The following is a 24,461-nucleotide window of genomic DNA, read 5'->3' as shown; positions in this document are numbered from 1 at the left end:
ATTTCTTGCTGGCATCATTTAAGATACTCATTGTGTTTATGTCACCGGCAGAGCCGATGCACAAACGTATAATTCGTTAACGTTTTGCTGTTCAGTTTTCAAGGTTCATCGCAGTCGCTTTCTTGACTGTTCCACTACTATAACAAAGATTTTTAAACACGTCAACACTTTTGGACAACTTTCTTTTAAAAACATGTTTATTTTTAAGTCTCACTGAAAACCTCATACTAAAATAAAGCAAATCTCTACAAACAATCCTATAAAACATCAAAAAAACCGTTCCTCTGTTAATTGAAGGAACGGTTTCTTCATTTGTATTCTCTATTTAATGTATATGAAATACAAAATAAATATCACGAATAACCCATACATTATTGGATGTATCTCTTTTCTTCTGCCGCTAACCAGCATAGTGATCGGATAAAACACGAAACCGATTGCGATACCCGTTGCGATACTATACGTCAAAGGCATAGCGATGATCGTAAAGAATGCAGGAACGGCAATTTCAAAACGAGACCATTCGATGTTCCCTAACGTGGATACCATCAATACGCCTACAATGATTAAAGCTGGTGCAGTGACTGCTGGCGTAATAACTAGTAGCAACGGTGAGAAGAATAAAGCCAATAGAAATAACACCGCGGTAACAATAGAAGCAAAGCCCGTTTTTGCACCTGCTGCGACACCTGCTGTAGACTCAATAAAAGACGTCGTAGTAGATGTTCCCATTACAGCTCCTGTTACCGTCGCTAATGAATCCGAGATCAACGCTTTGCCCGCACGCGGCAAACGATCATTTTTCATTAAACCCGCCTGCGTAGCGACAGCGACTAATGTTCCCGCTGTGTCGAAGAAATCAACAAACAAGAACGTAATGACAATGACCAGGAACTGAGTCGTCATCAATGAAGAAGGTTCATTAATGATGGCATCAAACGCTGCACCAAATGTCGGTGCCACCGAAGGTATTTTATCCACCACTTTGTGAGGTACTTCTATCAAGCTGACAAACATACCTAAGACCGTGGTCATAATCATTCCATAGAAGATAGCACCTTTGATTTTACGTACCATCATAATGATAGTTACTACCAATCCAAAAATCGTCAGTAATGTGGGACCAGCTGATAAATCACCCAATCCAACCAGAGTATTCTCATCAGCTACAATGATTTGGGCGTTCTGCAATCCCAGGAACGTAATGAATAATCCAATCCCAGCACCCACTGCAAATTTCAGTTGGGCAGGAATTGCGTTGATAATCAATTCACGCAGACCTGTTAATGAAAGAACGATGAAAATCAAACCAGAAAACAGAACACCCGTTAAACCTGTTTGCCATGGAATTCCATAAGTTAAAACAACCGTGAAAGCAAAAAACGCATTTAACCCCATACCAGGTGCTAAGCCAATTGGATACTTGGCAATTAACCCCATGAATAATGTTCCGACTGCAGCTGAAAGTGCTGTTGCTACGAACACTGCCCCTTTATCCATTCGCATGGAATCAGGTAGATCGGGTATTACATCCAGCGACAACATAATCGGGTTGACCGCCAAAATATAAGCCATTGCTAAAAATGTAGTGACTCCCCCAATAATCTCCCGACGATAATTGGTACCTAGCTTATCAAACTCAAAATATTTTTTCATTGTGACCTTCCTTATGCTCATTATGTAAAAAAAGAGGCATACGAAATCAGTTCGTATACCTCCAGTCAATCCAATAGAAAAAACTCTTCTATTCAGGATCGTAGTCGAAACATTTACGGTGTTTCGGTAGAGACTTCCAGGCCATATTCCTAGCGTTATACGATCGTATTCAATTGTAATGCAATGCCGGATTTTATTTCAGCTGCACATTTAGTTATAGACAGTCGGCGACTGCATTTTTTTAATTACAATATAATAAATAGTAGCACGATATTGTTAAATATACAAAACAATTTTTGTTCATTTAACACTCCAATTATTTACACGTCAGGAGATATTTTCAGCCTTCCCTGTTATTCCTCAATCGCCGCCATTTTTATAAAACCATCAAGCGCCGGATTGCCCGTTTCATCAAAACAACGGTTTATTCATTAAACATCTTTTCAATCCTGGTGAGCTCTATTTTCTCTTCTTCTTTTCGATAATCGCGATACTCATTTTCTTCAACTATTTGTATCAAACCGTTTTGGAAAAAATGCAATAACCTCACCGCTTCTTTTATGATCTTTGATTTCACATTACTCAATATTTCTCTTTTACTCTTAAATTCGTTTTCATCCCATTCACCTTCATGCTTCAGCTTAGGAATTCCATCAATTCTCGTGATATAACTAAGCCCTAAATACCGCAAAAATGAGTATCCACTGCAATAATCATCATATAACTGTTCTAAGTTTTCTACGATACCTTCTTTTTCATATATGATGTTTTCCAAAAGCGCAATAATCCTCTTCTGTTCAAATTCATCAAAAGGAATTTTCGGCTCAAGCAGCCTGTCTAAATCATTTTTTATATGTTTCTTTCTATAATCCAGATCTAGTAAGTCGAAGTAAAAATCTTCGCCGTAAACAATTTCAATATCTTGTGCTCTATAGAGCCATTCTTCAAACTCTGAAATACTGATGAGTCCTTTATAAATTTTATAAAACTGTTTTTGTATATTCGTTTTACTGTTCACACTTTTAATTTCTCCTCAATTAATGATTACCTCTCACCTATAATGCCCCTGTGCCGATCTATATAAAAACTCCCACTACTTGATGTTATCAAATAGAAGGGAGTTCAACTTACCTATAAAAATTTGCATGTGAAGACAAAGATTACTCCCACTCTACTTTCACGGTGCTTGATATAGAGCAATATCATTGATTTTAAAGGGTTTTTAAGAAGTATCAACTCTTATAATATGATATTAAAAATTAAAATAATGCAATTTTAATGCAATAAATGCAAATCCTAATTTAGAGTTATCACTATAAATATTTGATATCTTAAACAATAGACGTTTCAATTGAGGCGTCTTTTTTCATTGGGAAATTTGAATAGATTCTTATTTATAGTGCATTAGATTGTCTTTTCCTAAAAAATACCTGATAATAAATTTATAGAATATTATATAGGAGAGAGACAATGATCAGAAGTGTAAAAATCGAGAATTTTAAATGTATCAAGGGTTCTTTCACTTTAGATTTTAAAAAGGGAATAAATATCTTAGTTGGAAATAATGAAGCTGGAAAATCTACCATTTTAGAGGCAATACATTTGGCTCTCAGCGGTATATTTAGGGGGAAGTTAGTCAAAGGAAATCTAACACAATATTTATTTAACTATGAAGTTGTAAAAGAGTATTTAGAAAATGTTAACGATGGAAAGACATCTGAACCACCTTATATTTTAATTGAATTATATTTAGATGAAGTTCTCCCCATTTTAGAAGGTGATAAGTTTTCTGAAAAGAAGACTACAGGAAAAACTAGTGGAATTGCACTAAAAATTGCCTTAGATGAAAAATATAATGAAGAATATGAATCTTTAATAAAATCGGGAAATATAGAAAGTCTACCAATTGAATACTATGATGTGGAATGGTACTCTTTCGCAAGAAAAGCATTGACTGCTAGAAGCATTCCAATTAAGTCATCGTTTATCGATGTAGGTTTTAGCAAGTTTCGAAATGGATCTGATATTTATATATCTAGAATTGTTCAAAATATTTTAGATACTGATGAAAAAACTAAAGTTGCACAAGCCTATAGAAAAGTAAAAGAAACTTTTTCAAAAGACCAATCGATTGCTGACATTAACTCGAAAATAACTGATATATCTAAATTAAGTAATAAAGAAATTGAATTGACCGTTGATTTAGGGTCACGTTCAACTTGGGACGGTAGTTTAATAACTCAACTTGATAAAATCCCCTTTGATTTTATCGGTAAAGGGGAGCAATCTATTATAAAAACTGATTTAGCTTTGTCAAACAAAAGGGCAGAAGCTTCATCTATAATCCTAATTGAAGAACCAGAATGTCATATTAGCCATTCGCGACTTAACCAACTGCTAAATAACATCAAAGACAATTATCATGATAAGCAGATTATACTATCTACTCATAGTAGTTTTGTTTCTAATAAATTGGGGTTAGATAATTTAATATTATTAAATAAACAAAAAACAGTTAAGTTTGATCATTTAAGTTCCAAAGATTTTTTTGAAAAAGTATCCGGATATGACACTCTGCGGTTAATATTATGCAAGAAAGCAATCCTAGTTGAAGGAGATTCTGACGAATTAGTACTTCAAAGGGCATATAGGGACAACAACAATGATAAATTACCTATTGAAGACGAAGTAGAAATCATTTCCGTAGGTACATCTTTCCTAAGGTTCTTAGAAATTGCTGAATGCTTAGAGATACCTGTAAAAGTTGTTACAGACAATGATGGAGATTTAGAGTCCTTAAAACGGAAATATAAGAATTACTTAGGAAAAAACAAAAAATCAAATATCGAGATTTGCTATGAAGAAAAAATACACACTGGACCACTAACTATAGGAAAAGATAATAAACCTTTTAATTATAATACTCTAGAACCAGCCTTATTACGTGCAAACAGTTTAGAAAAGTTGAATTCTATATTCGATACCAAATATGAAACTGAAGACTCTCTACTTAAGTACATGAAATCAAATAAGACTGATTGTGCATTAAAAATATTTTCATCTCAAGATAAGATTAATTATCCGGAATTTATTATGAGGGCCTTGTGATGAAAAATAATCTTTTAATAGCTGCGGCTGGCGCGGGAAAAACTACCCATTTTGTACAAGAATCATTAAAGCTTACGGAAAGTGTTCTAATTACTACTTTTACAGAAGAAAATAAAGAAGAAATAAGAAAGAAATTTTTCGAGTTAAATAATGGTGTCATTCCACACAACGTTACTATCAGAACATGGTTTTCGTTTTTAATTGAGCATGGTGCAAAACCATACCAAGGAAAACTAACAAATAAAAATATAAATGGTTTGTTATTGATGAATAAAAAATCAGGATTTAGATATAAAAACGGAAAGTTCCCAGTGTACTACAAAGAAACAGAAGTTGAAAAACATTATTTTTCAAATGATTTCCAAATATATTCAGACAAGCTCTCAAAATTTGTTGTTCGTTGTAATGACAAAAATAATGGATATGTAATTGAACGGATTGCTAGACTGTTTAAACATATCTTTATAGATGAAGTACAGGATATGGCAGGATATGATTTAGAGATAATAAAACTTTTGTTTCAATCCGATTCAATTATTAAAATTGCTGGTGATCCTAGACAAGTAACATATCAAACTCATTTTCCTGACAAATATAAAAAATACTCCGATGGAAAAATACAAGAATTTATATTAAATGAATGCAAATCTATAGATGTTAATATCGATACAGATACTCTTAAAGATAGTTGGCGTAATAACCAGATTATCTGTAATTTCGCCAACTATCTATTCCCTGAATATCCATCCTGTGATTCTCTCCATAATGAAATTACAGGACATGATGGGGTTTTTCTTGTAAGAGAAAAGGATATTGAACGTTATTTAATAGAGTATTCTCCAACACAATTAAGATATTCTCGCACTAAAAAAGTAAACCCCAATTATGAAGTAAAGAATTTTGGGGAATCCAAAGGAACAACACGAGATCGGGTATTAATATATCCAACTCAAAAGATATCAGACTGGTTATTGAATGATAAAAAGCTGGATGATTTTGATATTAAATGTAAATTTTATGTAGCGGTAACAAGAGCACGATATAGTGTTGCAATTGTATGTAAAAATAATATCGAAACGGATATACTCCCCATATACGAATATTAATTAACGTTTACTTGCAACGCCATTTGGACGGTATTTACTTACCGACAAATGGCGTTTTTTGTTGTTAAATTGGAGGTGAAATATGAAATGAATAAAAAGATTTATAACACAAATTTAAAAATTGGAAGCCTTTTTGACGGAATCGGTGTCTTCCCCCTCTCTGCTTCCCGTTTTGGAATTAGTCCAACATGGGCAAGTGAGATTGAAAAAGCACCTATATCTATTACAAAACGGCATTTTCCTAACATGCTTCATTTAGGAGATATTACTAAAGTAAATGGAGAAGAAATTCCACCTGTTCATATCATTACATTTGGTTCACCTTGTCAGAACTTATCCAATATCGGTAAACGAGAAGGTCTTACTGGGAGTCAATCCAGTTTGTTTTATCATGCAATACGAATTATTGAAGAAATGAGGTGTGCAACGAATGGAACATATCCAGTTATCGCTGTTTGGGAAAACGTCATGGGAGCTTTTTCATCAAATAACAGGTTGGATTTTAAGGCCGTGCTTGAATCGTTCACAAATACCGAAATTCCAATGCCTACTTCTGGAGTCTGGGCAAAAGCGGGAATGGTCCGAGGGAATGAGGTTGATGTGTGCTGGCGCGTGTTGGATGCCCGATATTGGGGAAAGCCCACGCTTCCTCAAAGAAGAAGACGTATCTTCCTCGTGGCAGATTTTGGAGGAAAACGTGCCAGAGAAATATTATTTAAAACCCGCGAATTGCAATCATTTCCTGCGTCTTGCGGAGAAGACAGGCTGCCCTCCACCGCGGCCAGTCGAAGATCTTCTGAAAAAACAAGGAGGAAAATACCCGTCGTCCGTCCCTTTCAAGAAAGACGTATGCGAAGTACCGCAAAAGATAAAAACAAATCAGGATTCATTGGGAGCTTTGGACGGACAAATGATCCTTTCCCCACTTTGCTAGCTGGTTCAGTTAATATATTTTCTTTTTGGTATGAAGGGAAAGAAGAAGAAGGTTATATCCGACAACTAACTCCGTTGGAATGTGAACGTTTGATGGGATTACCAGAAGACTGGACAGCATTTGGAAATAATGGTGAATCCATTAGTGATTATGCAAGATATAAAGCAATTGGAAATGCAATTGCCGTACCATGTGCTGAATATATCATGGCTGGTATTGCAGAAATTTTATAGATAAATCAACTAACGTGTGACAAATTCCATCTGTCATGCTTTTTTTATTGTCTAAATCAAGGAAGGAGTGTGGTTTCTTTGGAAGAAAATGAAGAAAAGGTGATGGAATGGATCGATGATCATTTTGTTATGAATGAAATTGAGATTGAAGACTTTCCGTTTTTCCCTTGTGGGAAATCGGTACGTGACCAACAAGGTGAAACGATGGTTGTCTTTTGGTGTGTGATTTATGGGCGTGTGGATTATCGTTTGCAAGAAACATAGGAGTGATTGACAAATGAAGATGTATTTTTCTCGTTCCCCTCCCTTCTGCCCTGGCTTTTCATAGATAACCAAAAATTAAAACAAGAAAAGAGGTTTATATGATGGAATTAAAATATGTTATTCCGAACATGGAAAAGACTTTTGGAAATTTAGAATATGCAGGAGAAGGAAAAGTTGAACAACGACGGATTAATGGACGCATGACCACTCTTTCTCGCAGCTATAATCTATATTCCGATATTCAACGTGCAGATGATATTGAGGTGGTTCTCCCACAAGAAGCAGGAGAAAAGTTCTTTGAACATGAGGAAAAAGTAAAATTAGTCAATGCCAGAATTACCGCAGAGGGGTATAAAATTGGAGAACGTGGTTTCACAAATTATATTTTACATGCAGATGACATGGTAAAAGCATAAGGAGGAAAAAAACATGAGATTAGCACAAGGTATTGTCATTGATAAAGAAAAGACATTTGGATTACTAAAGTTTTCCGCATTACGTCGTGAGGTATTTCTTCAAAATGAAGATGGCACGGTATCTTCTGAAGTCAAGGAACGCACCTATGACTTAAAGTCTCGTGAACAAGGACGTATGATTCAAGTGAGCATACCTGCTTCCGTACCTTTGAAAGAGTTTGATTACAATGCGGAAGTAGAAATCATTAACCCTGTCGCCGATACGGTCGCAAATGCAACCTTTCGTGGTGCAGATGTGGATTGGTACATCAAGGCAGATGATTTAGTCCTAAAGGGAAAAGCGACAACATCGACTAGTAATGTTTCAAAGTCTACTCCTGATAAGGAAAAATAATGAACACTTTTAAAAGACAAGGGAAACGCATTAAAGAAAAAGATGCTTCCCTTGTTTTTCAATTTATATTCTTTGGGCTGGTTGGTGTGTGGCTCGTTTCCTTTATCCCTTTTCATCTGTACTTTTTACTCTCTACCACATGGCAATTGGATGTGTTTCAAGCATACTTTATCAGCACCTATGGATTGGTAACATTGCTTATCAGTATTACTATAACAGCTGGCTATGCGTATCTCTATTATCGCTATCGGTATGACAAGATAAAGCAAGTCATTCACCGTCAAAAGCTTGCCAAAATGATATTAGAAAATGGCTGGTATGAAACTAAACAAATTACACAAGAAGGCTTTTTTAAGGATATTTCATCCAATAAAACGAAGGAAAAAATCAGCCATTTTCCAAAGATATATTATCGGTTTGAAAAAGGATTGCTTCATATTCAAGTGGAAATTACACTCGGTAAGTATCAAGAACCTCTTTTAAATTTAGAAACCAAATTAGAAAGTGGTTTGTATTGTGAGTTAGTGTCAAAAGAGTTACATGATTCCTATGTAGAATACATCTTGCTCTATGACACAATTAATAGTCGTATTTCTATTAATGAAGTCATTGTACAAAATGGTAGTTTAAGGCTTATGGACTCGATGTATTGGGAATACGATAAACTTCCGCATATGTTGATTGCCGGTGGAACTGGTGGTGGAAAGACATATTTTATTCTTACACTCATTGAAGCACTATTAAAAACAAATGCGAAATTGTATGTTTTAGATCCCAAAAATGCCGATTTATCGGACTTAGCCACGGTCATGCCCGATGTGTACTACAAAAAGGAAGATATGATGACTTGTATTGATCAATTTTATGAGGACATGATGAAACGGAATGAAGAAATGAAGCAAATGCCGAACTACAAGACAGGAGAAAACTATGCTTATTTAGGTTTGCCCGCCCACTTTTTGATTTTTGACGAGTACACCTCGTTTATGGAGATGATTGGTAAAGAAAGCGTGAAAGTCATGAGTAAACTGAAACAAATCGTCATGTTAGGTAGACAATCAGGTTTCTTCCTTATCCTCGCCTGTCAACGTCCAGATGCAAAATACCTTGGGGACGGAATAAGGGATCAATTTAACTTTCGATTAGGATTAGGTAGAATGAGTGAACTCGGATACGGCATGCTTTTCGGCTCAGATGTACAGAAACAATTTTTCTTGAAACCAATCAAAGGGCGTGGATACGTTGACAAAGGAGACAGTGTTATTTCTGAATTTTATACACCACTTGTCCCTAAAGAACATGATTTTCTAAAGGAAATTGCTAAACTAGCCCAATAAAGGCTGCCCAGTGCGGCGGCGTGCGAAGCGAAAGCCGCTGTGCTGGGCGAAGCCTGCGTGGCGATAGCCACGCCTTAACCCCCCATTTCTAACAGGGGGGTAGAAAAACAACAAGGAAACTGTTCCAAAAGCCACTAACACCTGATGGCACAACGGTTTGGAGCATATAAAGAGGATGTCAGCTTTTAACCTTTAGTTGACATCTTTTTTTAGTTTGGAGGAATGCACATGAACCAAGTACCTTGGTACCAACAATTAAAGGAAAAACGGCTAGAATACGGTGTATCGCAAAATAAACTGGCTGTTCATATTGGAATTTCAAGACAATATATTAGTGAAATCGAAACAGGAAAAGTAACTCCTTCAGATTCCCTACAAGTAGCTTTATTTGAAGTACTGGAACAATTTAATCCAGACGCTCCATTAGAAATCTTGTTTGACTATGTACGAATTCGATTTTTAACGACAAACCCGAAGCCTGTCATTGAAGAGATTTTGAAATTGAAAATGGAATACATGTTGCATGAAGATTATGCGTTTTATTCTTATATGGAGCAATATGTTTTTGGAGATATTGTCGTCATGGTTTCCCCCGATGAGGACAAAGGTTGTTTACTCGAACTCAAAGGAAAAGGATGCAGACAATTTGAAAACTTTTTATTAGCCCAGCAACGAACATGGTTTGATTTTTTTATGGAAGTGTTTCGTGTTGGTGGCGTATTTAAACGAATTGATCTTGCGATAAACGATAAGACAAGCGTATTGGATATTCCGTTTTTAACGAGCAAATGCCGTAATGAAGAATGTATCTCTGTTTTTCGTAGTTTTAAAAGTTATCGTTCTGGTGAACTTGTACAGAGTGAAGAAAAGCCTGACATGGGAAATACGTTATATATCGGCTCTTTAAAAAGTGACGTGTACTTTTGTGCATATGAAAAAGATTACGAACAATACGTGAAGCATGGAACATCGTTTGAAGATACAGACGTGAAAAATCGCTTTGAAATTCGATTAAAGAATGATCGTGCATACCATGCGGTTGTGGATTTAATGATGTATGAAGATGCTGGACGAACTGCCTTTTCGATTATTAATCGGTATATTCGTTTTGTCGATAAAGACGAGGAAAAACGTCGAAGCAGTTGGAAAATGAATAAAGAATGGCAACGGTTTTTGGATTTAGGTGTGAATAGAAAAATTTCTTTAACGACAAAACCTGAACCATATACGTTTGATAAGACACTTAGATGGCTAGCTCATCAAGTCGCCCCCACTTGGAAACTAGCGACAAAGATAGATGAACTCAATCAAACGAGTGTAATTAAGGATATGTTGGAACAGACAGAGTTATCCAAGCGCCATCAAAAAATACTCATGCAACAAACCATTCCTGTAGAGAAAGTGATTCAACCATCATCAGATAACGAATGATTAACTTATGAAGGGAGAAAATCAAATGAACTTTGGCCAGAATTTATATAATTGGTTTTTAAGTAATGCACAATCTTTAGTATTAATGGCGATTGTCGTAATTGGAATTTATTTAGGCTTTAAACGAGAGTTTTCCAAACTGATTGGCTTTTTAATTATTGCTTTGGTTGCAGTAGGATTAGTCTTTAATGCAGCTGGTGTGAAAGACGTGTTGTTAAACCTATTTAATCGAATCATAGGATCTTAAATTGTACCGTTTTTTTGTGGAAGATAAGTGGTCTTCTTATGTTCCACAAAAAAATGGTGGACCAAACGGTAGTGCGGTAGGGATTAACAAGCCTATTTTGTGTATCAGCAGATAACAAGCTGCTGCTTTTTTTATGGCTATTTTTAATGAAAAGGATGTGATAACCAATGGATATGCAAGTCTACATTGCTAACCTCGGCAAGTACAATGAAGGCGAACTTGTTGGTGCGTGGTTTACACCACCTATTGATATGGAAGACGTGAAAGAGCGTATTGGTTTAAATGGTGAGTATGAAGAATATGCGATACATGATTACGAGTTACCATTTGAGGTTGATGAATATACGCCAATATCCGAAATCAACCGGTTATGTGCAATGGTGCAAGAAATCGAAGGCTCTCCTTTATATGATGCACTATCAGAAGTACAAGGCTATTGGTTTGATAGTTTAGAAGAATTACTGGAGCATCAAGATGACATCATTTGTTATTCTGATTGTGAAGATATGGAAGATGTTGCGAGATATTTGATAGCAGAAACAGGCGTACTTGGGGAAGTCCCTGCTAACTTACAGAATTATATTGATTATAGAGCTTTTGGACGTGACCTTGAAATTGAAGGCAGCTTTCTTGTGACGTCACATGGTGTATTTGAATATGTTCAATAGATGGAGAAGCAGCTTGTTATCGTACAGGCTGCTTTTTCTTTTGGAAAGGAAGATGAATATTGAAAAAGTTAAAAAGCTATACCCGTATTTGGTCAGTCGAAAAAGTGATTTATGCCATCAATGATTTTCGTTTACCTTTTCCCGTAACATTCAATCAAATGTCATGGTTTGTACTTTCCCTCTTAGCTGTCATGTTGCTAGGTAATCTTCCCCCACTTTCCCTAATCGATGGGGCATTATTAAAATATGTCGGAATTCCAGTTGGTTTGACGTGGTTTATGAGCCAGAAAACATTTGATGGTAAGAAACCGTATAGCTTTCTCAAGTCTGTATTGACTTATTGGTTTCGGTCTAAAGTTACCTATGCCGGGAAACCCGTCAAACTACAACGTATGAAAGTGAATGAAAATATGACTGCTGTAAGGAGTGAAGTCCATGCGTTATCCGATTAAATATCTTGAAAATAATCTCGTTTTCAACCATGATGGTGAATGTTTTGCCTACTATGAACTGTTGCCATATAATTATTCCTTTTTATCGGAGGATGAAAAAATACAGGTGCATGATCACTTTCGTCAATTAATTGCACAGAATCAAGACGGAAAAATTCATGCCTTACAGATTAGCACCGCAAGCAGTATCCGGTCTGTGCATGAACGAAGTAAAGAGTTAGTATCTAGTCGTTTACAAGACGTCGCTTATGAGCGTATTGATGACCAAACGGAAGCCCTTGTTTCCATGATTGGCGAACATCAAGTGGATTACCGTTTCTTTATCGGTTTTAAGCTGTTGCTGAATGAAGAGGAAGTCAGTATGAAGTCGATGGGAAAGTCAGTAACTACTTCCCTATCTTCTTTTATCCGTGATGTAAACCATCACTTGATGGGAGATTTTGTTTCCATGCCTCATGATGAAATTAGACGATTCAGTAAAATGGAATCTTTATTACAAAACAAAATTTCGAGACGTTTTAAGGTACGCCCTTTAGATAAAAATGACTTTGGCTATCTAATTGAACATCTTCATGGACAAACTGGAATGGCTTATGACGAATATGACTATGCCCTACCTCTAAAGAAATTAAAAAAGGAAACTTTAGTGAAGCGTTATGACCTGATTAAACCGACTCGTTGTTTGATCGAGGAAAACCAACGTTATTTAAAAATCGAACAGGAAGAACAAACCACGTATGTGGCATACTTTACGATTAATTCCATTGTCGGTGATCTTGAGTTTCCATCAGATGAAATTTTTTATTATCAACAACAACAATTTGATTTTCCAATCGATACTTCCATGAACGTAGAAATTGTAACGAATAAAAAAGCATTGTCTACCGTTCGGAATAAGAAAAAGGAACTCAAAGACCTGGATAATCATGCCTGGGAATCCGATAATGAAACTGGCAGCAATGTCGTAGACGCGCTGGAACAGGTAAATGAATTAGAAGATGTGCTCGACCAAAGTAAAGAATCGATGTATAAATTAAGCTACGTGATTCGCGTGTCTGCTCCTAACTTGGACGAACTCAAACAGCGTTGTAATGAGGTAAAAGATTTTTATGATGATTTGAACGTAAAACTCGTTCGTCCATTTGGAGATATGATCGGTTTACACAGTGAATTTATCCCAGCCAGTAAACGGTATATGAATGATTATATCCAGTACGTGACTTCTGACTTTTTAGCAGGTCTCGGATTTGGAGCTACACAAATGCTGGGAGAAACGGAAGGGATTTATTTTGGTTACAACTTAGATACTGGAAGAAATGTATACCTAAATCCAAGCTTAGCCAGTCAAGGCGTAAAGGGTTCTGTCACCAACGCGTTAGCTTCTGCTTTTTTAGGTTCACTCGGTGGCGGAAAATCATTCTCTAATAATTTATTAGTCTACTATGCCGTACTATTTGGTGGTCAAGCTCTCATTGTTGATCCAAAGGCGGAACGAGGAAAATGGAAAGAAACGTTGCCCGAAATTGCTCACGAAATAAATATTGTTAATTTAACAAGTGACGATATCAACAAAGGATTACTTGATCCTTTTGTCATTATGAAAAAGAAAAAGGATTCGGAAAGTCTTGCCATTGATATTCTTACCTTCCTCACAGGCATATCAAGTCGGGATGGAGATAAATTCCCTGTATTACGACGAGCAATTCGAGCCGTCGGTCAACAAGAAGAACGTGGCTTGCTCCTTGTCATTCATGAACTAAGAAGTGACCCTAATCCATTAGCTGGTCCTATTGCTGACCATATCGAAAGTTTTACAGACTATGACTTTGCTCATCTATTGTTTTCAGATGGAACAGTGAAAAACTCGATTAGTTTAGAAAAACAGCTAAATATTATCCAAGTGGCGGATTTAGTGTTACCTGATGCAGAAACGAGTTTTGAAGAATACACTACCATGGAACTTTTGAGTGTCGCCATGTTGATTGTCATTTCTACTTTTGCACTAGACTTTATTCATTCAGATCGCAGCGTATTTAAAATCGTTGACTTAGATGAAGCATGGTCATTCCTACAAGTCGCACAAGGGAAAACACTCTCAAATAAACTGGTTCGTGCAGGGCGTGCCATGAATGCTGGTGTCTACTTTGTTACCCAGAACGCCGACGATTTAACCGATGAAAAATTAAAAAATAATATCGGTGTAAAGTTTGCCTTCCGCTCAAGAGATATGACAGAAATAAAGAAAACCCTTCAATTCTTTGGTGTGGATTCGGAAGATGAATCGAATCAAAGGCGCTTACGGGAATTAGAAAATGGACAATGTTTAATTCAAGACTTATATGGACGTGTCGGAATTATTCAAGTCCATCCTGTCTTTGAGGATTTATTTCATGCTTTCGATACGCGTCCACCGACACAGGAAAAGAAAGGTGGCGATTAATTTGAAAAAACAAAAATGGAAAAAGATTGTCTTAACGGTGGTACTTATTGGTACTGCCGTTTTTCTATGTCTTCTTTTACTTGGAACATTAGCTCAAGCAGCTGGCTTAGTTGATGATACGGTGTCAGAAGATAATCTCTATTCCTTGTACCCACTTGACCATTATCAATTAGATTTCTACGTGGATTCGGGTTGGGATTGGTTGCCGTGGAATTGGGATGATGGTATAGGTAAACAGGTCATGTATGGCTTATATACAATCACTAATTTCATTTGGATTATTAGCTTATATTTATCGAATGCGACAGGCTACTTAATCCAACAAGCTTATTCTCTCGATTTCATTTCCCAAACGGCAGACGCTATCGGGAAAAACATGCAAACATTAGCTGGAATTACGGCAAGTGGTTTCAGCAGTTCGGGATTTTATGTGGGTTTCTTACTCATTTTTATTTTAGTGATTGGGATTTACGTGGCATATACAGGATTAATGAAACGGGAAACGACGAAAGCATTTCGAGCGATCCTAAACTTTTTAGTCGTGTTTATTTTGTCGGCTTCTTTTATTGCCTATGCCCCAACGTATATTGCTAAAATTAATGACTTTTCGGCAGATATTAGTCAGGCAAGTTTAGACTTAGGAACAAAAATCTTAATGCCTAGCTCTACTAGTCAGGGAAAAGATAGTGTCGATTTGATACGGAATAACCTCTTTTCTATTCAAGTGGAACAGCCGTGGATGTTATTACAATTTGATGATTCGGATAAAGAAACGATTGGTGAAGAACGTGTTGAAAGCTTAGTCTCCATCAATCCTGATACGAATAACGGGAAAGATCGTGAAGATGCTGTAAAAGCAGAAATTGAAGATCACGACAATAAAAACTTAACAATTACGAAGACCACTACACGTTTAGGAATGGTCTTCTTTTTATTTCTGTTTAATATCGGTATCTCCTTTTTCGTGTTTCTACTATCGGGAATTATGATTTTCTCACAAATTCTGTTTATCATCTATGCCATGTTTTTACCCATCAGTTTTTTACTGTCGATGATACCCACCTTTGAAAACATGGGAAAACAGGCGATTATGAAATTGTTTAATGTGATTATGCTCCGGGCTGGTATTACGCTCATTATTACAGTTGCCTTTAGTATTTCATCCATGCTTTACAGTTTAACAACAAGCTATCCATTTTTCTTGATTGCCTTTTTGCAGATCGTGACGTTTGCAGGGATTTACATGAAACTCGGTGACATTATGAGCATGTTTAAACTGCAAAGTAGTGACTCGCAACAAGTTGGACGCCAAGTTATGCGTCGTCCTTATCGAATGTTTAATCGTGGCAGTCGTCGATTGCAGCGAACAATCGGGCGTACCCTAGCAGGGGCAACAGCTGGAGCAACAGTCGGGGCAATGGTTGGAAAATCAAAGCAAACAAAAGGTTCCTTCACCCCTATTCGACCGTTACAGCGGCTAACATCAACTGCAAAGAACAAGAAAGAGCGATCAAATGGCAATACAAAACCAACATCTTTAAGTCAGAAAGTAGGTCAAGTCACAGGAAAAGTGCTTGGTGCGAAAAGTCAGTTTCGTGCAAATATAGATCATCGTAAAGAACAACTGCATGATTTACCTACTACTGCTCAATATGCGGTGATGCAAGGAAAAGAACAGCTTACAAAGCCTGCCCGTGATTTTAAAGAAGGCTTGAAGCAAGCAAAGGAAAAGAGACAAAAAACAGATGCAGACCGTCAAGCAAAACATCGTCAAACAATTGCAGATAGGCGACAAGCATTGGATAAAAAACGTACTCCTTCTAGGGAATTTGCCAGTCATGAACGGCCAGTCACGCAAAATGTCAATAAATCTGTACATCAAGATAGATTAAAGAACCCAGCTATTCAACAAAAAGTAAAGACAAGACCCGTCACAAAAAGTGAGCATAAGAAGCAATTCAAATTACAACGATCGTTACCGAGTCCAGACAGAAAAGAACATTTTACTGATCATCCCAAACAACCTGTAAAAAAAGAAAACCGATTTCCCAATGAAGAACGTTCTCAAGTAAAAAATAGTCGGACAACTATCAAGCGACCTTCTAAACCATTAAAACGTACAAACCAAAAACAAATCACGAAGCGTCCAATCCATGCCGTTAGGAGGAAACGCCGATGAAAGTTATAAGATTAAAGATTATGTTAATTGCTGGAGGATTAGGCTTTCTTGCCTTTTTAGGGCTTCTAGCATTTGTAGCGATTTTTATATCAAATGAAGAACACTCATCAAATAGTGGTGATTCCATTCATGATATAGACAGCATATCAGTAACCGAAGATGTATTAAAACATCAGCCAATGGTAGAGAAATATGCAAAGGAATATGGAATTAGTGAGTATGTCTCTACCCTGCTTGCTATTATTCAAGTAGAGAGTGGTGGAAAACTTCCAGATGTGATGCAGAGTAGTGAATCGTTGGGGCTTCCGCCCAATTCTTTAGATACCGAAGCTTCTATTAAACAAGGAACAAAATACTTTTCAGATTTATTACACTCCGCAGAAAGAAATGGTGTTGATGGCAATACAGCTATTCAAGGCTACAACTATGGTGGTGCTTTTATTGATTATGTCGCAAAACGAGGAAGCTCTTACTCTTTTGAACTAGCTGAAAGCTTTGCAAAGGAACGGTCAGGCGGCAGTAAAATCACTTATTCCAATCCGATAGCCGTAAAGAAAAACGGTGGCTGGCGTTATCTTTACGGAAATATGTTTTATGTCGATTTAGTGAGTCAGTATTTTATTTCCCCTCAGTTTGATGATGAAATGGTTCAGATTGTTATGGATGAAGCCCTAAAGTATGAAGGTTTCCCCTATGTTTTTGGTGGTGCGAATCCGAATACATCTTTTGATTGTAGTGGATTAACACAATGGAGTTATCGGAAAGCTGGGATTAACTTACCACGTACAGCACAGCAGCAATATGACGCAACCGAGTCGATTCCTTTATCGGAAGCAAAACCTGGGGATTTAGTGTTTTTTCACTCAACGTATAATGCAGGAACTTATGTCACTCACGTTGGTATCTACACTGGAAACAACCAAATGTATAATGCTGGAGATCCAATCGGTTATGCAGATTTAACTACTGCCTACTGGCAAAAGCACTTAATTGGAGCTGGACGTATTAAACAATAGAAAGGTTTGAATTAGATGAGAAGATTTTTTAAAAGAAAAGAAAAACAAACGACCGAAACAAAAACCAGAAAAATGAAAGTACGGACTGTCGGTACACGTAAAAAAACAGTAACTTTTTTATGGATATTACTTATTGGTAGTCTAGCCTTTGGAATCTATAAAAACTTTACAGCAATTGATCAACATACCGTTCATGAAAAAGAAATCATTGAAAACGAGATCATCGATACGAATGCGATTGAGAGCTTTACGAAAAACTTTGTGAAAGATTACTACACATGGCAAAATGAAAAAGATTCCATTGAACAACGGGTGGAAAAGATCAGTCACTATTTGACAGAGGAATTACAAGCATTAAATACCGATACCGTAAGAGATGATATTCCTACTAGTTCCAGCGTAGGTAATATTGATATCTGGTCAGTGTCACCAGAAAATGATAATACCTATGCGGTTGTTTATTCGGTAGATCAAAAAATTATGGAAGATAAAAATAGCGAAATGGTCCGATCCACCTATCGAATCTTATTACATCAAGATAATGTAGGAAACTTAGTAATTATACAAAACCCTACCTTATGGAGCATGCCGAATAAATCAGACTATGAGCCACAACAACCTGAAAGTAATGGTACAGTTGACTCTGATACAGTGCAGGAAGTGACAGATTTTTTGGAGACGTTCTTTACATTTTATCCGACTGCAACAGAACAGGAACTTGATTATTATGTGAAAAATAATGCTTTACCACCGATTGGTAAGGATTATCTATTTTCAGAGCTAGTCAATCCAGTATTCCAGACAATAGATAATCAAATAAAAGTACGGGTTACTGTTAAATATATTGACGAAGCAACAAAAGCAGCACATTTTTCACAATATATACTCACGTTAGAAAAAGATACAAATTGGATGATTGTCGAGTAAAAATGATTTAGTTTATTTACTGTAGCTTTAGAATAAAGGTTTGATCAATTGCTCCAGTAGACATTCCAGCTTCAGATGCAATTCTTCGGATAGATGCTTTTTCAATGCCTTCCGTTTCAATAATTTTCCAAGCTGTTTCAGCGATCATTTTTCTTTTGTGATCATGATCAACTATTTTCGGCACTCAAATCACCTCTTGCTTTTATTTCGCACACTGTGTTATTATCATTTCATCACAGTGTGTGAAATAAATAAGGGGGGGATGTTTAAATTCTTGAAATCACTTATTAGAACATTAAAGCGGATGGGCATTATAAAAGTGGTGAAATAGGACCTTCTTGAGCAATTAAATCATTTGTAATGGTACATTAAACTTCCTTTTTAACCGAACAAGTTTATTAAATGGTTTTGTAAACAGTTTGGGAGATAAGAAAAGGAATCTTAGAAATGAAACGAAGATAGTCATGGGGCAATGCCTACTTTTTTCAGGGAAAGGAGATTGAAATAGATGGATCTTCATTACGAAATTAAAGGAAGAGGAAAGCCAGTTATACTACTTCATAGTGGAGCTATGGATTCACGTGACTGGGAATTCATCACACCACATCTTTCAAAGTCGTTCAAAGTAATCACTCTTGATGTCCGGGGTGCAGGGAAGTCACCTGTTCCGAATGAACCCATTGATTATGTTAAGGATCTTAGAAAACTCTTGGATCATCTTAAAATTAAGAAAGGTGTCCTCGTTGGACATTCCCTAGGTGGACAAATTGCAACTGATTTTACTCTGACCTATCCAAAAAGGGTGTCTCAACTGGTATTGGTCGCTCCAGGCCTGTCGGGGTTTAAATTTTCTTCCGAACATGCGGAATTAGAGAGCCGAGTTTCTAAAGTTGCACCAGATGTTGAGAAAATGACTAATATAATATTAAGCGAGCCTTCCTGGAGCGTTTCTTTTGGAAAAGCATACGATTTATTGCGCGAAATGATGATACACAATATTCAAAAAACTTTTGATTGGAAAACATTCGAAACTGTTTCCTCCAATTCAGCGATGGAAAGATTGGGAGAAATTAAAACGAAGACACTTTTTATCATAGGCGAGAAGGACTCAGGAGATCTCTTTAAAATCGCACAATTATATAAGGAAGTTCCCAATATTAACTTTGTGCGTATACCTGGTGCTAATCACATCATCACTTTGACCCACCCTAAGGAAGTTTCCGACCATATCAGTCTTTTTTTGAGGTTACCAGAATGGTAATCAGAAATGACATCTTATAACCATAGACAAATAATTCTAAACCACTTGCGCCAAAACTAGCAAAATCTAAGGTTTTCCATTCACCTGATTCTGTATTTTCATTTAGTATATCTATGATTTTTATATTTTCTTCATTAAAGTTTTTAAAATTTTTATCATACTCAATAAAATAGAGTGCCATGTTACCCCTGTTCCAGTCAATGAATCCATGGGGCTGTCTCCACCTAAAGAATATTGATAACTTATGACACCTTCACGTCTTTATATCAGTTGGTGAGAAATTAAATGACAAAAGTAATGGCTATTCTCTAACAGCATGACTAGAGCCAGTGGTACCACTGTTTCTTTTTTATACATTAAAAGAGATTAAAGGATTTCCTATTAATAAGGAGTGTTTATGATTGCCCGAAACTATCACGGTTTTCATGCTGTTGGAATAAAGAAAATTATTGAGGAAGCAAATGTAGCTACTATGACGTTATACAAAACCACTTTACATCAAAGGAACAACTAATCGAAGAGGTCCTTATGCAATGTGAAGACATTGCTTTCCAAATGATGCTTTTATTAGAAGGGCAACTTCGATGGCAGAAACCGTTGGATCCTAAAAAGCAGAAACATGCCATTCATATGTTGAAATCACTTTTAAAAACATGGGACAAGTAGATGCAGGTCTATGTAAATATCATATCTTACCAGAAGAGTCGGTCAATTATTAAGGAGGTGAAAATTAAGTCATATTATTACAAAAAGGAAGGTGAGGTTCAAGCGGAAAAAGTTAAAGAATATCGTGTTGTGGATTTAAAATAAAGTTTAACCGTTTTGAAAAAAGTTGCACTACAATAGATTGACTTTTAATTTAAGGAGGAACTTTGATGAAAAGAAAAATGATACGTAATCTGTCTTTAGCTTTAATAGCCCTAGTAGGAGTTTTCTCTTTAGTTTTTAGTTTTGAAGGTAGAACAAATGCAGCTAGTTTAACATCGAATCCAGATCAGGATCTAAAAGTTGACACAGTAGATGGAATAAAATATGCACCAGGTAAACATAAAAAAATTGTTGGAATGGTAGTTGAAGCAACTGATCAAGGAGAAAAGGTACATGGCTTCTCAACTCCAGAAAAATATGAAGCATATCATCAAAAAGTTACAGAGCGATTATCTAGTCAGTCAATAGGTATAATGGCAAGACCAACTTATTTATATGAACATACTTCGGGTCATGGATATGGAAGATCATTAATTGCGTATCCTGGAACTCAGGTCACTTCTCTGAGTACTGCATGGGATAACAGAATATCTGCTGTATCTGTAGCTCCTGGTTCTTGGATTAGGCTCTATCAAAATCGTTATTATGGTGGTCGTTATTTAACTCTTGTAGGTTATCCAAACAAATACTTTACCACCAATTTAACTTCTTGGGGAATGTCTGGTACTACTTCTTGGAACGACCAAGTCTCATCTTATCGAGTTAGATGAGAAAAACGGTAATGTCCAAGAAAAAAAGGGAATCTTAAAACAACCATTCAACATTTCTGTGTTTGGATGGTATCATAAACTCACAGTCCTAATTATTGATCTTAGTTCAACAAACAGGCTACTTTGTGAATAATCAGTCACCTAAAACTTCTAGAGTAAATTATTATTTGTTTATTTAACCAGAGCAAAGAGGAATATGAAGTTTAGAAAAACCTGGGACATTATGCATCATGATCGAAAGGTTTTAATGTCCTTCTATGAGCCTAATTTCTCAATTTTAATGTTGAGAAATTAGGCTTTTATATTTACTTAATGCAAAATAGCGTTTAAATAGTGTGCAATATATCTCCTAAAGTGACATTCTAATGTTCCTGGTCCACCTGGCAAAGCGACAAAGCCATCTACAAGCTCTTCCATTTTAGCCTTTCTCTCATGCATAGATTCGACAACTATCAGCTTGGATAATCTTTTATGCGATATTTCTCTCTGCTCTAAAAAACTAGGCATAATTCCAATAACTTGTCTACCTTCATCTAAGACAGCATCCGCAACTGCTCCCATAACACCAACACTTGCTCCACAGTGTTCGCATGATGTGGCTAGTGCAGGGTTACGAACTAAGCTATCGCACGATTAATCGCTTTCGTTCCGATCCCCTCAGTTGAGAATATTCTACAGGAAGTTTTGTAAGAATGATGAGAAAATTGACATTTACGCGGTATTAAAGAGAGTTTTATTTATACCGGAAAAACTTATCATAATCATCAATTTGATCCGGACTTATTCCAGTTTTATTAATCGCTTCTTGTTGAAATGAATTATTGAAACTTTTACATATATAATATTTATTTTCTCCTTTTTTGATTTTATAATATTGTGAATCAGAATGATTAATCGTAAATTTATTTTTGCAGAAAAAACATATAGTATCCAACATATTTTCACACTTCCTATCAGATTTTTATTGAAAAGTAACTATTTTTTAAACCTATGATTAAAAATGTGAATTTTTCATCTAATTTACTGCCATTCTAAAATAATTTATTTTTAACTTAGTTACAAGCTTATCCGTGAACTGTATTTTTACTAAAAATATGACGGCTATGCCTGTAATGGAAGGAAAAGCTGTAATATACTAAAGCCTACTTCATGCAACTGTTCAACAAAATGCCCCTTTGAAGTGCATCTCGTTATAACACAAATGGACTATAACTTCAGATACATGATCAATTAACTCAATTTACTTTCATCGCAGAGTGTTTCTAAATGATAACGGATTACTTCCTTCACCTTTTCTGGAGAGTAGACATCAGGTCTTAACAGAGCATGAATGGACAATCCATCAATTAATGCCGCTAGCCTACTTTTTTCTAATTTTACATTAGTTGAATCAGATAAAATCCCTTGTAGGACTAATATCTCGATCATTGAATTTGCTAATTCATACATACCGTTAGTCATTTCATCTTTTTTTTCTTTTAATGTATCACTTGTAAGTGACTGAAGTGCAAGGATCCACCAAACGCTCGTTTCGATTTTCTTTTCTTCATCAATTGGTACAAGCTCTAATAAAACTTCTGCGACTGCCTGCAATGGATTGTCTGACCAACTTTTACTTTGAGAACGTTTTTTCCCTTCTTCCAGGTAATAATCCATGATAAATAATAACATTTCATCCTTAGTTGAAAAATAATGTCTTAACGCTCCAGCAGACATGCCTGCTTCAATAGCAACTCTTCTTATAGATGCCTTTTCGATTCCCTCTTCCTTAATAATACTCCAAGCGGCCTCAGCAATTGACTTCCTCTTTTTTTCATGATTAACAATCCTCGGCATAAAAAATCACTTCCCTTTTTTAGCACAGTGTGTTATTATGTTTTCAACACACCGTGTTATTTAAATTATAACATATAAAAAGGAGGGACTCTATATTTGATCGAAAGTATTGAAGCATTAATGCCTTCTTCATCAATAGACACATCAATAGCTTTGCTAATTATTTCTATTTGCGCATTAGTTGATATATTAAGTCCTGGTGTACTTGCTGTAACAGCCTATTTATTATTGACACAGCCTAATCAATTATCTTCTCGCTTGCTTGTTTTTTTGTTTATTACGCAGTTTGGCTACTTCATCATGGGCTTATTACTATACTTTGGTGGAGATTCACTATTGAAAGGAATTGGAAAATTATCTGAATTTGACTTTATCAATTGGTTTTATATCCTTTTTGGAGCAGCTATTGTTCTAATTAGCTTCAGTAAACCAAATGATACTACAAAAAAACGTTTAATTTCATTTATACCCCAAAAAACAACGATGAAAGGGATGATCATATTAGGTATCATTGTTTTTCTAATTGAATTTGTAACTGCGTTGCCTTACTTTTATTCAATTTTGTTAATGAATCACCTAACAATTGAGCCGTCCTCTTCTATCTTTATTATAATTGGCTACAATCTTGTAATGGTGCTTCCTTCTCTTCTTTTGTTAGGGGTTAATATTATGTTTAAAGAGAGACTGCAACAATTTCTAAATAAAATTAGATCAAAATTAAATGAAGCACCGATTTCCTCACTCTTGGTAGCGATAGGAGTAGTAGGTGCGGTTTTTTTCAACATCGGTCTTAGAGGCATATTAAATTAAAAAAATTATTAATGAGGTGTTCATCATGAAAGAAATTATCAGTGGACTTGGTCTACTTTTCGTTATACAGGGAGTAGGCGGATTAATCAATCATTTGACTAATGGGGGAAAAAGTTGGTTTTTGGTAAATTATATTGATGCGTTTCAGGGATTTGAAATTGTTATGGACATTATATTTATTGTAGTTGGCGGGATCATAGGTTTAGCCTCTTGGAAAATAGGCGGATCAACTAAAAGTGAAAATTAAAATATAGAGCAAATAGGACGG

23 protein-coding genes, 3 pseudogenes and 1 riboswitch are annotated in these 24,461 nt (G+C 35.9%); of the genes and pseudogenes, 20 read left to right on the top strand and 6 right to left on the bottom strand.

Features of this window, described 5'->3' with window-relative positions; all coding sequences use genetic code 11:
* Positions 1-321 precede the first annotated feature (321 nt).
* Both H7J92_RS05820 and H7J92_RS05815 read right to left on the bottom strand, forming a co-directional pair.
* Positions 322-1,656: an NCS2 family permease gene (locus H7J92_RS05820; protein ID WP_040759841.1), complete on the bottom strand. Its 1,335-nt coding sequence runs from the start codon at positions 1,654-1,656 to the stop codon at positions 322-324.
* Between the two features lie 81 nt (positions 1,657-1,737).
* Positions 1,738-1,839: riboswitch (purine riboswitch) on the bottom strand.
* A gap of 241 nt (positions 1,840-2,080) precedes the next feature.
* A complete protein-coding gene (locus H7J92_RS05815; RefSeq protein WP_221835918.1) occupies positions 2,081-2,674 on the bottom strand; it encodes a hypothetical protein in 594 nt (197 codons plus the stop codon).
* Between the two features lie 452 nt (positions 2,675-3,126).
* Between H7J92_RS05815 and H7J92_RS05810 the strand changes: the two genes are divergently transcribed.
* From H7J92_RS05810 to H7J92_RS05740, 15 genes are all read left to right on the top strand, one after another.
* Positions 3,127-4,764, top strand: a complete 1,638-nt coding sequence (locus H7J92_RS05810) for an ATP-dependent nuclease (RefSeq protein ID WP_221835911.1) — start codon at positions 3,127-3,129, stop codon at positions 4,762-4,764.
* Positions 4,764-5,870 carry a UvrD-helicase domain-containing protein gene (locus H7J92_RS05805; RefSeq protein ID WP_221835909.1) on the top strand — a complete coding sequence of 369 codons (1,107 nt, stop codon included), beginning with the start codon at positions 4,764-4,766 and terminating at the stop codon, positions 5,868-5,870. The genes H7J92_RS05810 and H7J92_RS05805 overlap by 1 nt, the downstream gene beginning before the upstream one ends.
* A gap of 87 nt (positions 5,871-5,957) precedes the next feature.
* Complete coding sequence (locus H7J92_RS05800) at positions 5,958-7,037, top strand: DNA cytosine methyltransferase (protein ID WP_221835906.1); 1,080 nt, start codon at positions 5,958-5,960, stop codon at positions 7,035-7,037.
* Positions 7,038-7,106: 69 nt separating this feature from the next.
* Complete coding sequence (locus tag H7J92_RS05795) at positions 7,107-7,301, top strand: hypothetical protein (protein ID WP_221835904.1); 195 nt, start codon at positions 7,107-7,109, stop codon at positions 7,299-7,301.
* A gap of 101 nt (positions 7,302-7,402) precedes the next feature.
* A complete protein-coding gene (locus H7J92_RS05790) occupies positions 7,403-7,717 on the top strand; it encodes a YdcP family protein (protein ID WP_018705633.1) in 315 nt (104 codons plus the stop codon).
* A 13-nt stretch (positions 7,718-7,730) separates the two neighbouring features.
* Complete coding sequence (locus H7J92_RS05785) at positions 7,731-8,111, top strand: YdcP family protein (protein ID WP_221835902.1); 381 nt, start codon at positions 7,731-7,733, stop codon at positions 8,109-8,111.
* On the top strand, positions 8,111-9,448 hold the full coding sequence (locus H7J92_RS05780) for an FtsK/SpoIIIE domain-containing protein (RefSeq protein ID WP_221835901.1): 1,338 nt from the start codon (positions 8,111-8,113) through the stop codon (positions 9,446-9,448). The genes H7J92_RS05785 and H7J92_RS05780 overlap by 1 nt, the downstream gene beginning before the upstream one ends.
* Before the next feature lie 228 nt (positions 9,449-9,676).
* On the top strand, positions 9,677-10,879 hold the full coding sequence (gene mobT, locus H7J92_RS05775; protein ID WP_221835897.1) for a MobT family relaxase: 1,203 nt from the start codon (positions 9,677-9,679) through the stop codon (positions 10,877-10,879).
* A gap of 25 nt (positions 10,880-10,904) precedes the next feature.
* Positions 10,905-11,126, top strand: a complete 222-nt coding sequence (locus H7J92_RS05770) for a hypothetical protein (protein WP_077702580.1) — start codon at positions 10,905-10,907, stop codon at positions 11,124-11,126.
* Positions 11,127-11,293: 167 nt separating this feature from the next.
* Positions 11,294-11,794, top strand: a complete 501-nt coding sequence (locus tag H7J92_RS05765; RefSeq protein WP_221835895.1) for an antirestriction protein ArdA — start codon at positions 11,294-11,296, stop codon at positions 11,792-11,794.
* 59 nt (positions 11,795-11,853) lie between these two features.
* A complete protein-coding gene (locus tag H7J92_RS05760) occupies positions 11,854-12,246 on the top strand; it encodes a conjugal transfer protein (protein ID WP_221835892.1) in 393 nt (130 codons plus the stop codon).
* Positions 12,230-14,686 carry a conjugal transfer ATPase TcpF gene (tcpF, locus tag H7J92_RS05755; protein ID WP_221835889.1) on the top strand — a complete coding sequence of 819 codons (2,457 nt, stop codon included), beginning with the start codon at positions 12,230-12,232 and terminating at the stop codon, positions 14,684-14,686. Before H7J92_RS05760 ends, tcpF begins: the two co-directional genes overlap by 17 nt.
* Positions 14,637-16,865 carry a CD3337/EF1877 family mobilome membrane protein gene (locus H7J92_RS05750; RefSeq protein WP_246602590.1) on the top strand — a complete coding sequence of 743 codons (2,229 nt, stop codon included), beginning with the start codon at positions 14,637-14,639 and terminating at the stop codon, positions 16,863-16,865. Before tcpF ends, H7J92_RS05750 begins: the two co-directional genes overlap by 50 nt.
* A 5-nt stretch (positions 16,866-16,870) precedes the next feature.
* Positions 16,871-17,881 carry a bifunctional lytic transglycosylase/C40 family peptidase gene (locus tag H7J92_RS05745; RefSeq protein WP_343228074.1) on the top strand — a complete coding sequence of 337 codons (1,011 nt, stop codon included), beginning with the start codon at positions 16,871-16,873 and terminating at the stop codon, positions 17,879-17,881.
* Positions 17,882-17,896: 15 nt separating this feature from the next.
* A complete protein-coding gene (locus tag H7J92_RS05740; RefSeq protein WP_221835881.1) occupies positions 17,897-18,808 on the top strand; it encodes a conjugal transfer protein in 912 nt (303 codons plus the stop codon).
* 34 nt (positions 18,809-18,842) lie between these two features.
* On the opposite strand, the pseudogene H7J92_RS05735 reads toward H7J92_RS05740, so the two are convergent.
* Positions 18,843-18,992 (bottom strand): annotated as a pseudogene (locus H7J92_RS05735) (TetR family transcriptional regulator); the annotation flags it as partial.
* 324 nt (positions 18,993-19,316) lie between these two features.
* Between H7J92_RS05735 and H7J92_RS05730 the strand changes: the two are divergent.
* Entirely contained in the window at positions 19,317-20,069 is a 753-nt protein-coding gene (locus H7J92_RS05730) for an alpha/beta fold hydrolase (protein ID WP_221835878.1), read from the top strand.
* Here H7J92_RS05730 and H7J92_RS05725 read toward each other — a convergent pair.
* Complete coding sequence (locus H7J92_RS05725) at positions 20,038-20,250, bottom strand: hypothetical protein (protein WP_221835873.1); 213 nt, start codon at positions 20,248-20,250, stop codon at positions 20,038-20,040. The genes H7J92_RS05730 and H7J92_RS05725 overlap by 32 nt on opposite strands.
* 216 nt (positions 20,251-20,466) lie before the next feature.
* On the opposite strand from H7J92_RS05725, the pseudogene H7J92_RS17645 reads away from it, so the two are divergent.
* Together H7J92_RS17645 and H7J92_RS05715 are read left to right on the top strand one after the other, a co-directional pair.
* Positions 20,467-20,609, top strand: a pseudogene (locus H7J92_RS17645) (TetR/AcrR family transcriptional regulator); the annotation flags it as partial.
* A 335-nt stretch (positions 20,610-20,944) separates the two neighbouring features.
* Positions 20,945-21,547 (top strand): hypothetical protein, encoded by a 603-nt coding sequence (locus H7J92_RS05715; protein WP_018705617.1) that lies wholly within the window; start codon positions 20,945-20,947, stop codon positions 21,545-21,547.
* A gap of 351 nt (positions 21,548-21,898) precedes the next feature.
* Here H7J92_RS05715 and H7J92_RS05710 read toward each other — a convergent pair.
* Together H7J92_RS05710 and H7J92_RS05705 are read right to left on the bottom strand one after the other, a co-directional pair.
* Positions 21,899-22,126: pseudogene (locus tag H7J92_RS05710) on the bottom strand (LOG family protein); the annotation flags it as partial.
* Between the two features lie 651 nt (positions 22,127-22,777).
* The gene (locus H7J92_RS05705) at positions 22,778-23,383 is read right to left on the bottom strand and encodes a TetR/AcrR family transcriptional regulator (protein ID WP_221835865.1); all 606 of its coding nucleotides are present in this window, start codon (positions 23,381-23,383) and stop codon (positions 22,778-22,780) included.
* A 96-nt stretch (positions 23,384-23,479) separates the two neighbouring features.
* Between H7J92_RS05705 and H7J92_RS05700 the strand changes: the two genes are divergently transcribed.
* Both H7J92_RS05700 and H7J92_RS05695 read left to right on the top strand, forming a co-directional pair.
* A complete protein-coding gene (locus tag H7J92_RS05700) occupies positions 23,480-24,193 on the top strand; it encodes a GAP family protein (protein WP_221835863.1) in 714 nt (237 codons plus the stop codon).
* Positions 24,194-24,218: 25 nt separating this feature from the next.
* Positions 24,219-24,440, top strand: a complete 222-nt coding sequence (locus H7J92_RS05695) for a hypothetical protein (RefSeq protein ID WP_018705612.1) — start codon at positions 24,219-24,221, stop codon at positions 24,438-24,440.
* The last annotated feature ends 21 nt before the right edge of the window (positions 24,441-24,461 follow it).

It is taken from the genome of Sporosarcina aquimarina, assembly GCF_019748715.1.
GTDB lineage: Bacteria > Bacillota > Bacilli > Bacillales_A > Planococcaceae > Sporosarcina > Sporosarcina newyorkensis.
This window is presented reverse-complemented; position numbering and strand designations above follow the sequence as displayed.

Excerpts from the sequence above, each read along its gene's own strand:
- H7J92_RS05730 (WP_221835878.1), top strand. The coding sequence starts at position 19,317 with ATGGATCTTCATTACGAAATTAAAGGAAGAGGAAAGCCAGTTATACTA.
- H7J92_RS05740 (WP_221835881.1), top strand. The coding sequence starts at position 17,897 with ATGAGAAGATTTTTTAAAAGAAAAGAAAAACAAACGACCGAAACAAAA.
- mobT (WP_221835897.1), top strand. The coding sequence starts at position 9,677 with ATGAACCAAGTACCTTGGTACCAACAATTAAAGGAAAAACGGCTAGAA.
- H7J92_RS05715 (WP_018705617.1), top strand. The coding sequence starts at position 20,945 with ATGAAAAGAAAAATGATACGTAATCTGTCTTTAGCTTTAATAGCCCTA.
- H7J92_RS05770 (WP_077702580.1), top strand. The coding sequence starts at position 10,905 with ATGAACTTTGGCCAGAATTTATATAATTGGTTTTTAAGTAATGCACAA.
- H7J92_RS05705 (WP_221835865.1), bottom strand. The coding sequence starts at position 23,383 with ATGCCGAGGATTGTTAATCATGAAAAAAAGAGGAAGTCAATTGCTGAG.
- H7J92_RS05725 (WP_221835873.1), bottom strand. The coding sequence starts at position 20,250 with ATGGCACTCTATTTTATTGAGTATGATAAAAATTTTAAAAACTTTAAT.
- H7J92_RS05805 (WP_221835909.1), top strand. The coding sequence starts at position 4,764 with ATGAAAAATAATCTTTTAATAGCTGCGGCTGGCGCGGGAAAAACTACC.
- H7J92_RS05695 (WP_018705612.1), top strand. The coding sequence starts at position 24,219 with ATGAAAGAAATTATCAGTGGACTTGGTCTACTTTTCGTTATACAGGGA.
- H7J92_RS05790 (WP_018705633.1), top strand. The coding sequence starts at position 7,403 with ATGGAATTAAAATATGTTATTCCGAACATGGAAAAGACTTTTGGAAAT.
- H7J92_RS05820 (WP_040759841.1), bottom strand. The coding sequence starts at position 1,656 with ATGAAAAAATATTTTGAGTTTGATAAGCTAGGTACCAATTATCGTCGG.
- H7J92_RS05750 (WP_246602590.1), top strand. The coding sequence starts at position 14,637 with ATGCTTTCGATACGCGTCCACCGACACAGGAAAAGAAAGGTGGCGATT.
- H7J92_RS05780 (WP_221835901.1), top strand. The coding sequence starts at position 8,111 with ATGAACACTTTTAAAAGACAAGGGAAACGCATTAAAGAAAAAGATGCT.
- H7J92_RS05810 (WP_221835911.1), top strand. The coding sequence starts at position 3,127 with ATGATCAGAAGTGTAAAAATCGAGAATTTTAAATGTATCAAGGGTTCT.
- tcpF (WP_221835889.1), top strand. The coding sequence starts at position 12,230 with ATGCGTTATCCGATTAAATATCTTGAAAATAATCTCGTTTTCAACCAT.
- H7J92_RS05765 (WP_221835895.1), top strand. The coding sequence starts at position 11,294 with ATGGATATGCAAGTCTACATTGCTAACCTCGGCAAGTACAATGAAGGC.
- H7J92_RS05785 (WP_221835902.1), top strand. The coding sequence starts at position 7,731 with ATGAGATTAGCACAAGGTATTGTCATTGATAAAGAAAAGACATTTGGA.
- H7J92_RS05800 (WP_221835906.1), top strand. The coding sequence starts at position 5,958 with ATGAATAAAAAGATTTATAACACAAATTTAAAAATTGGAAGCCTTTTT.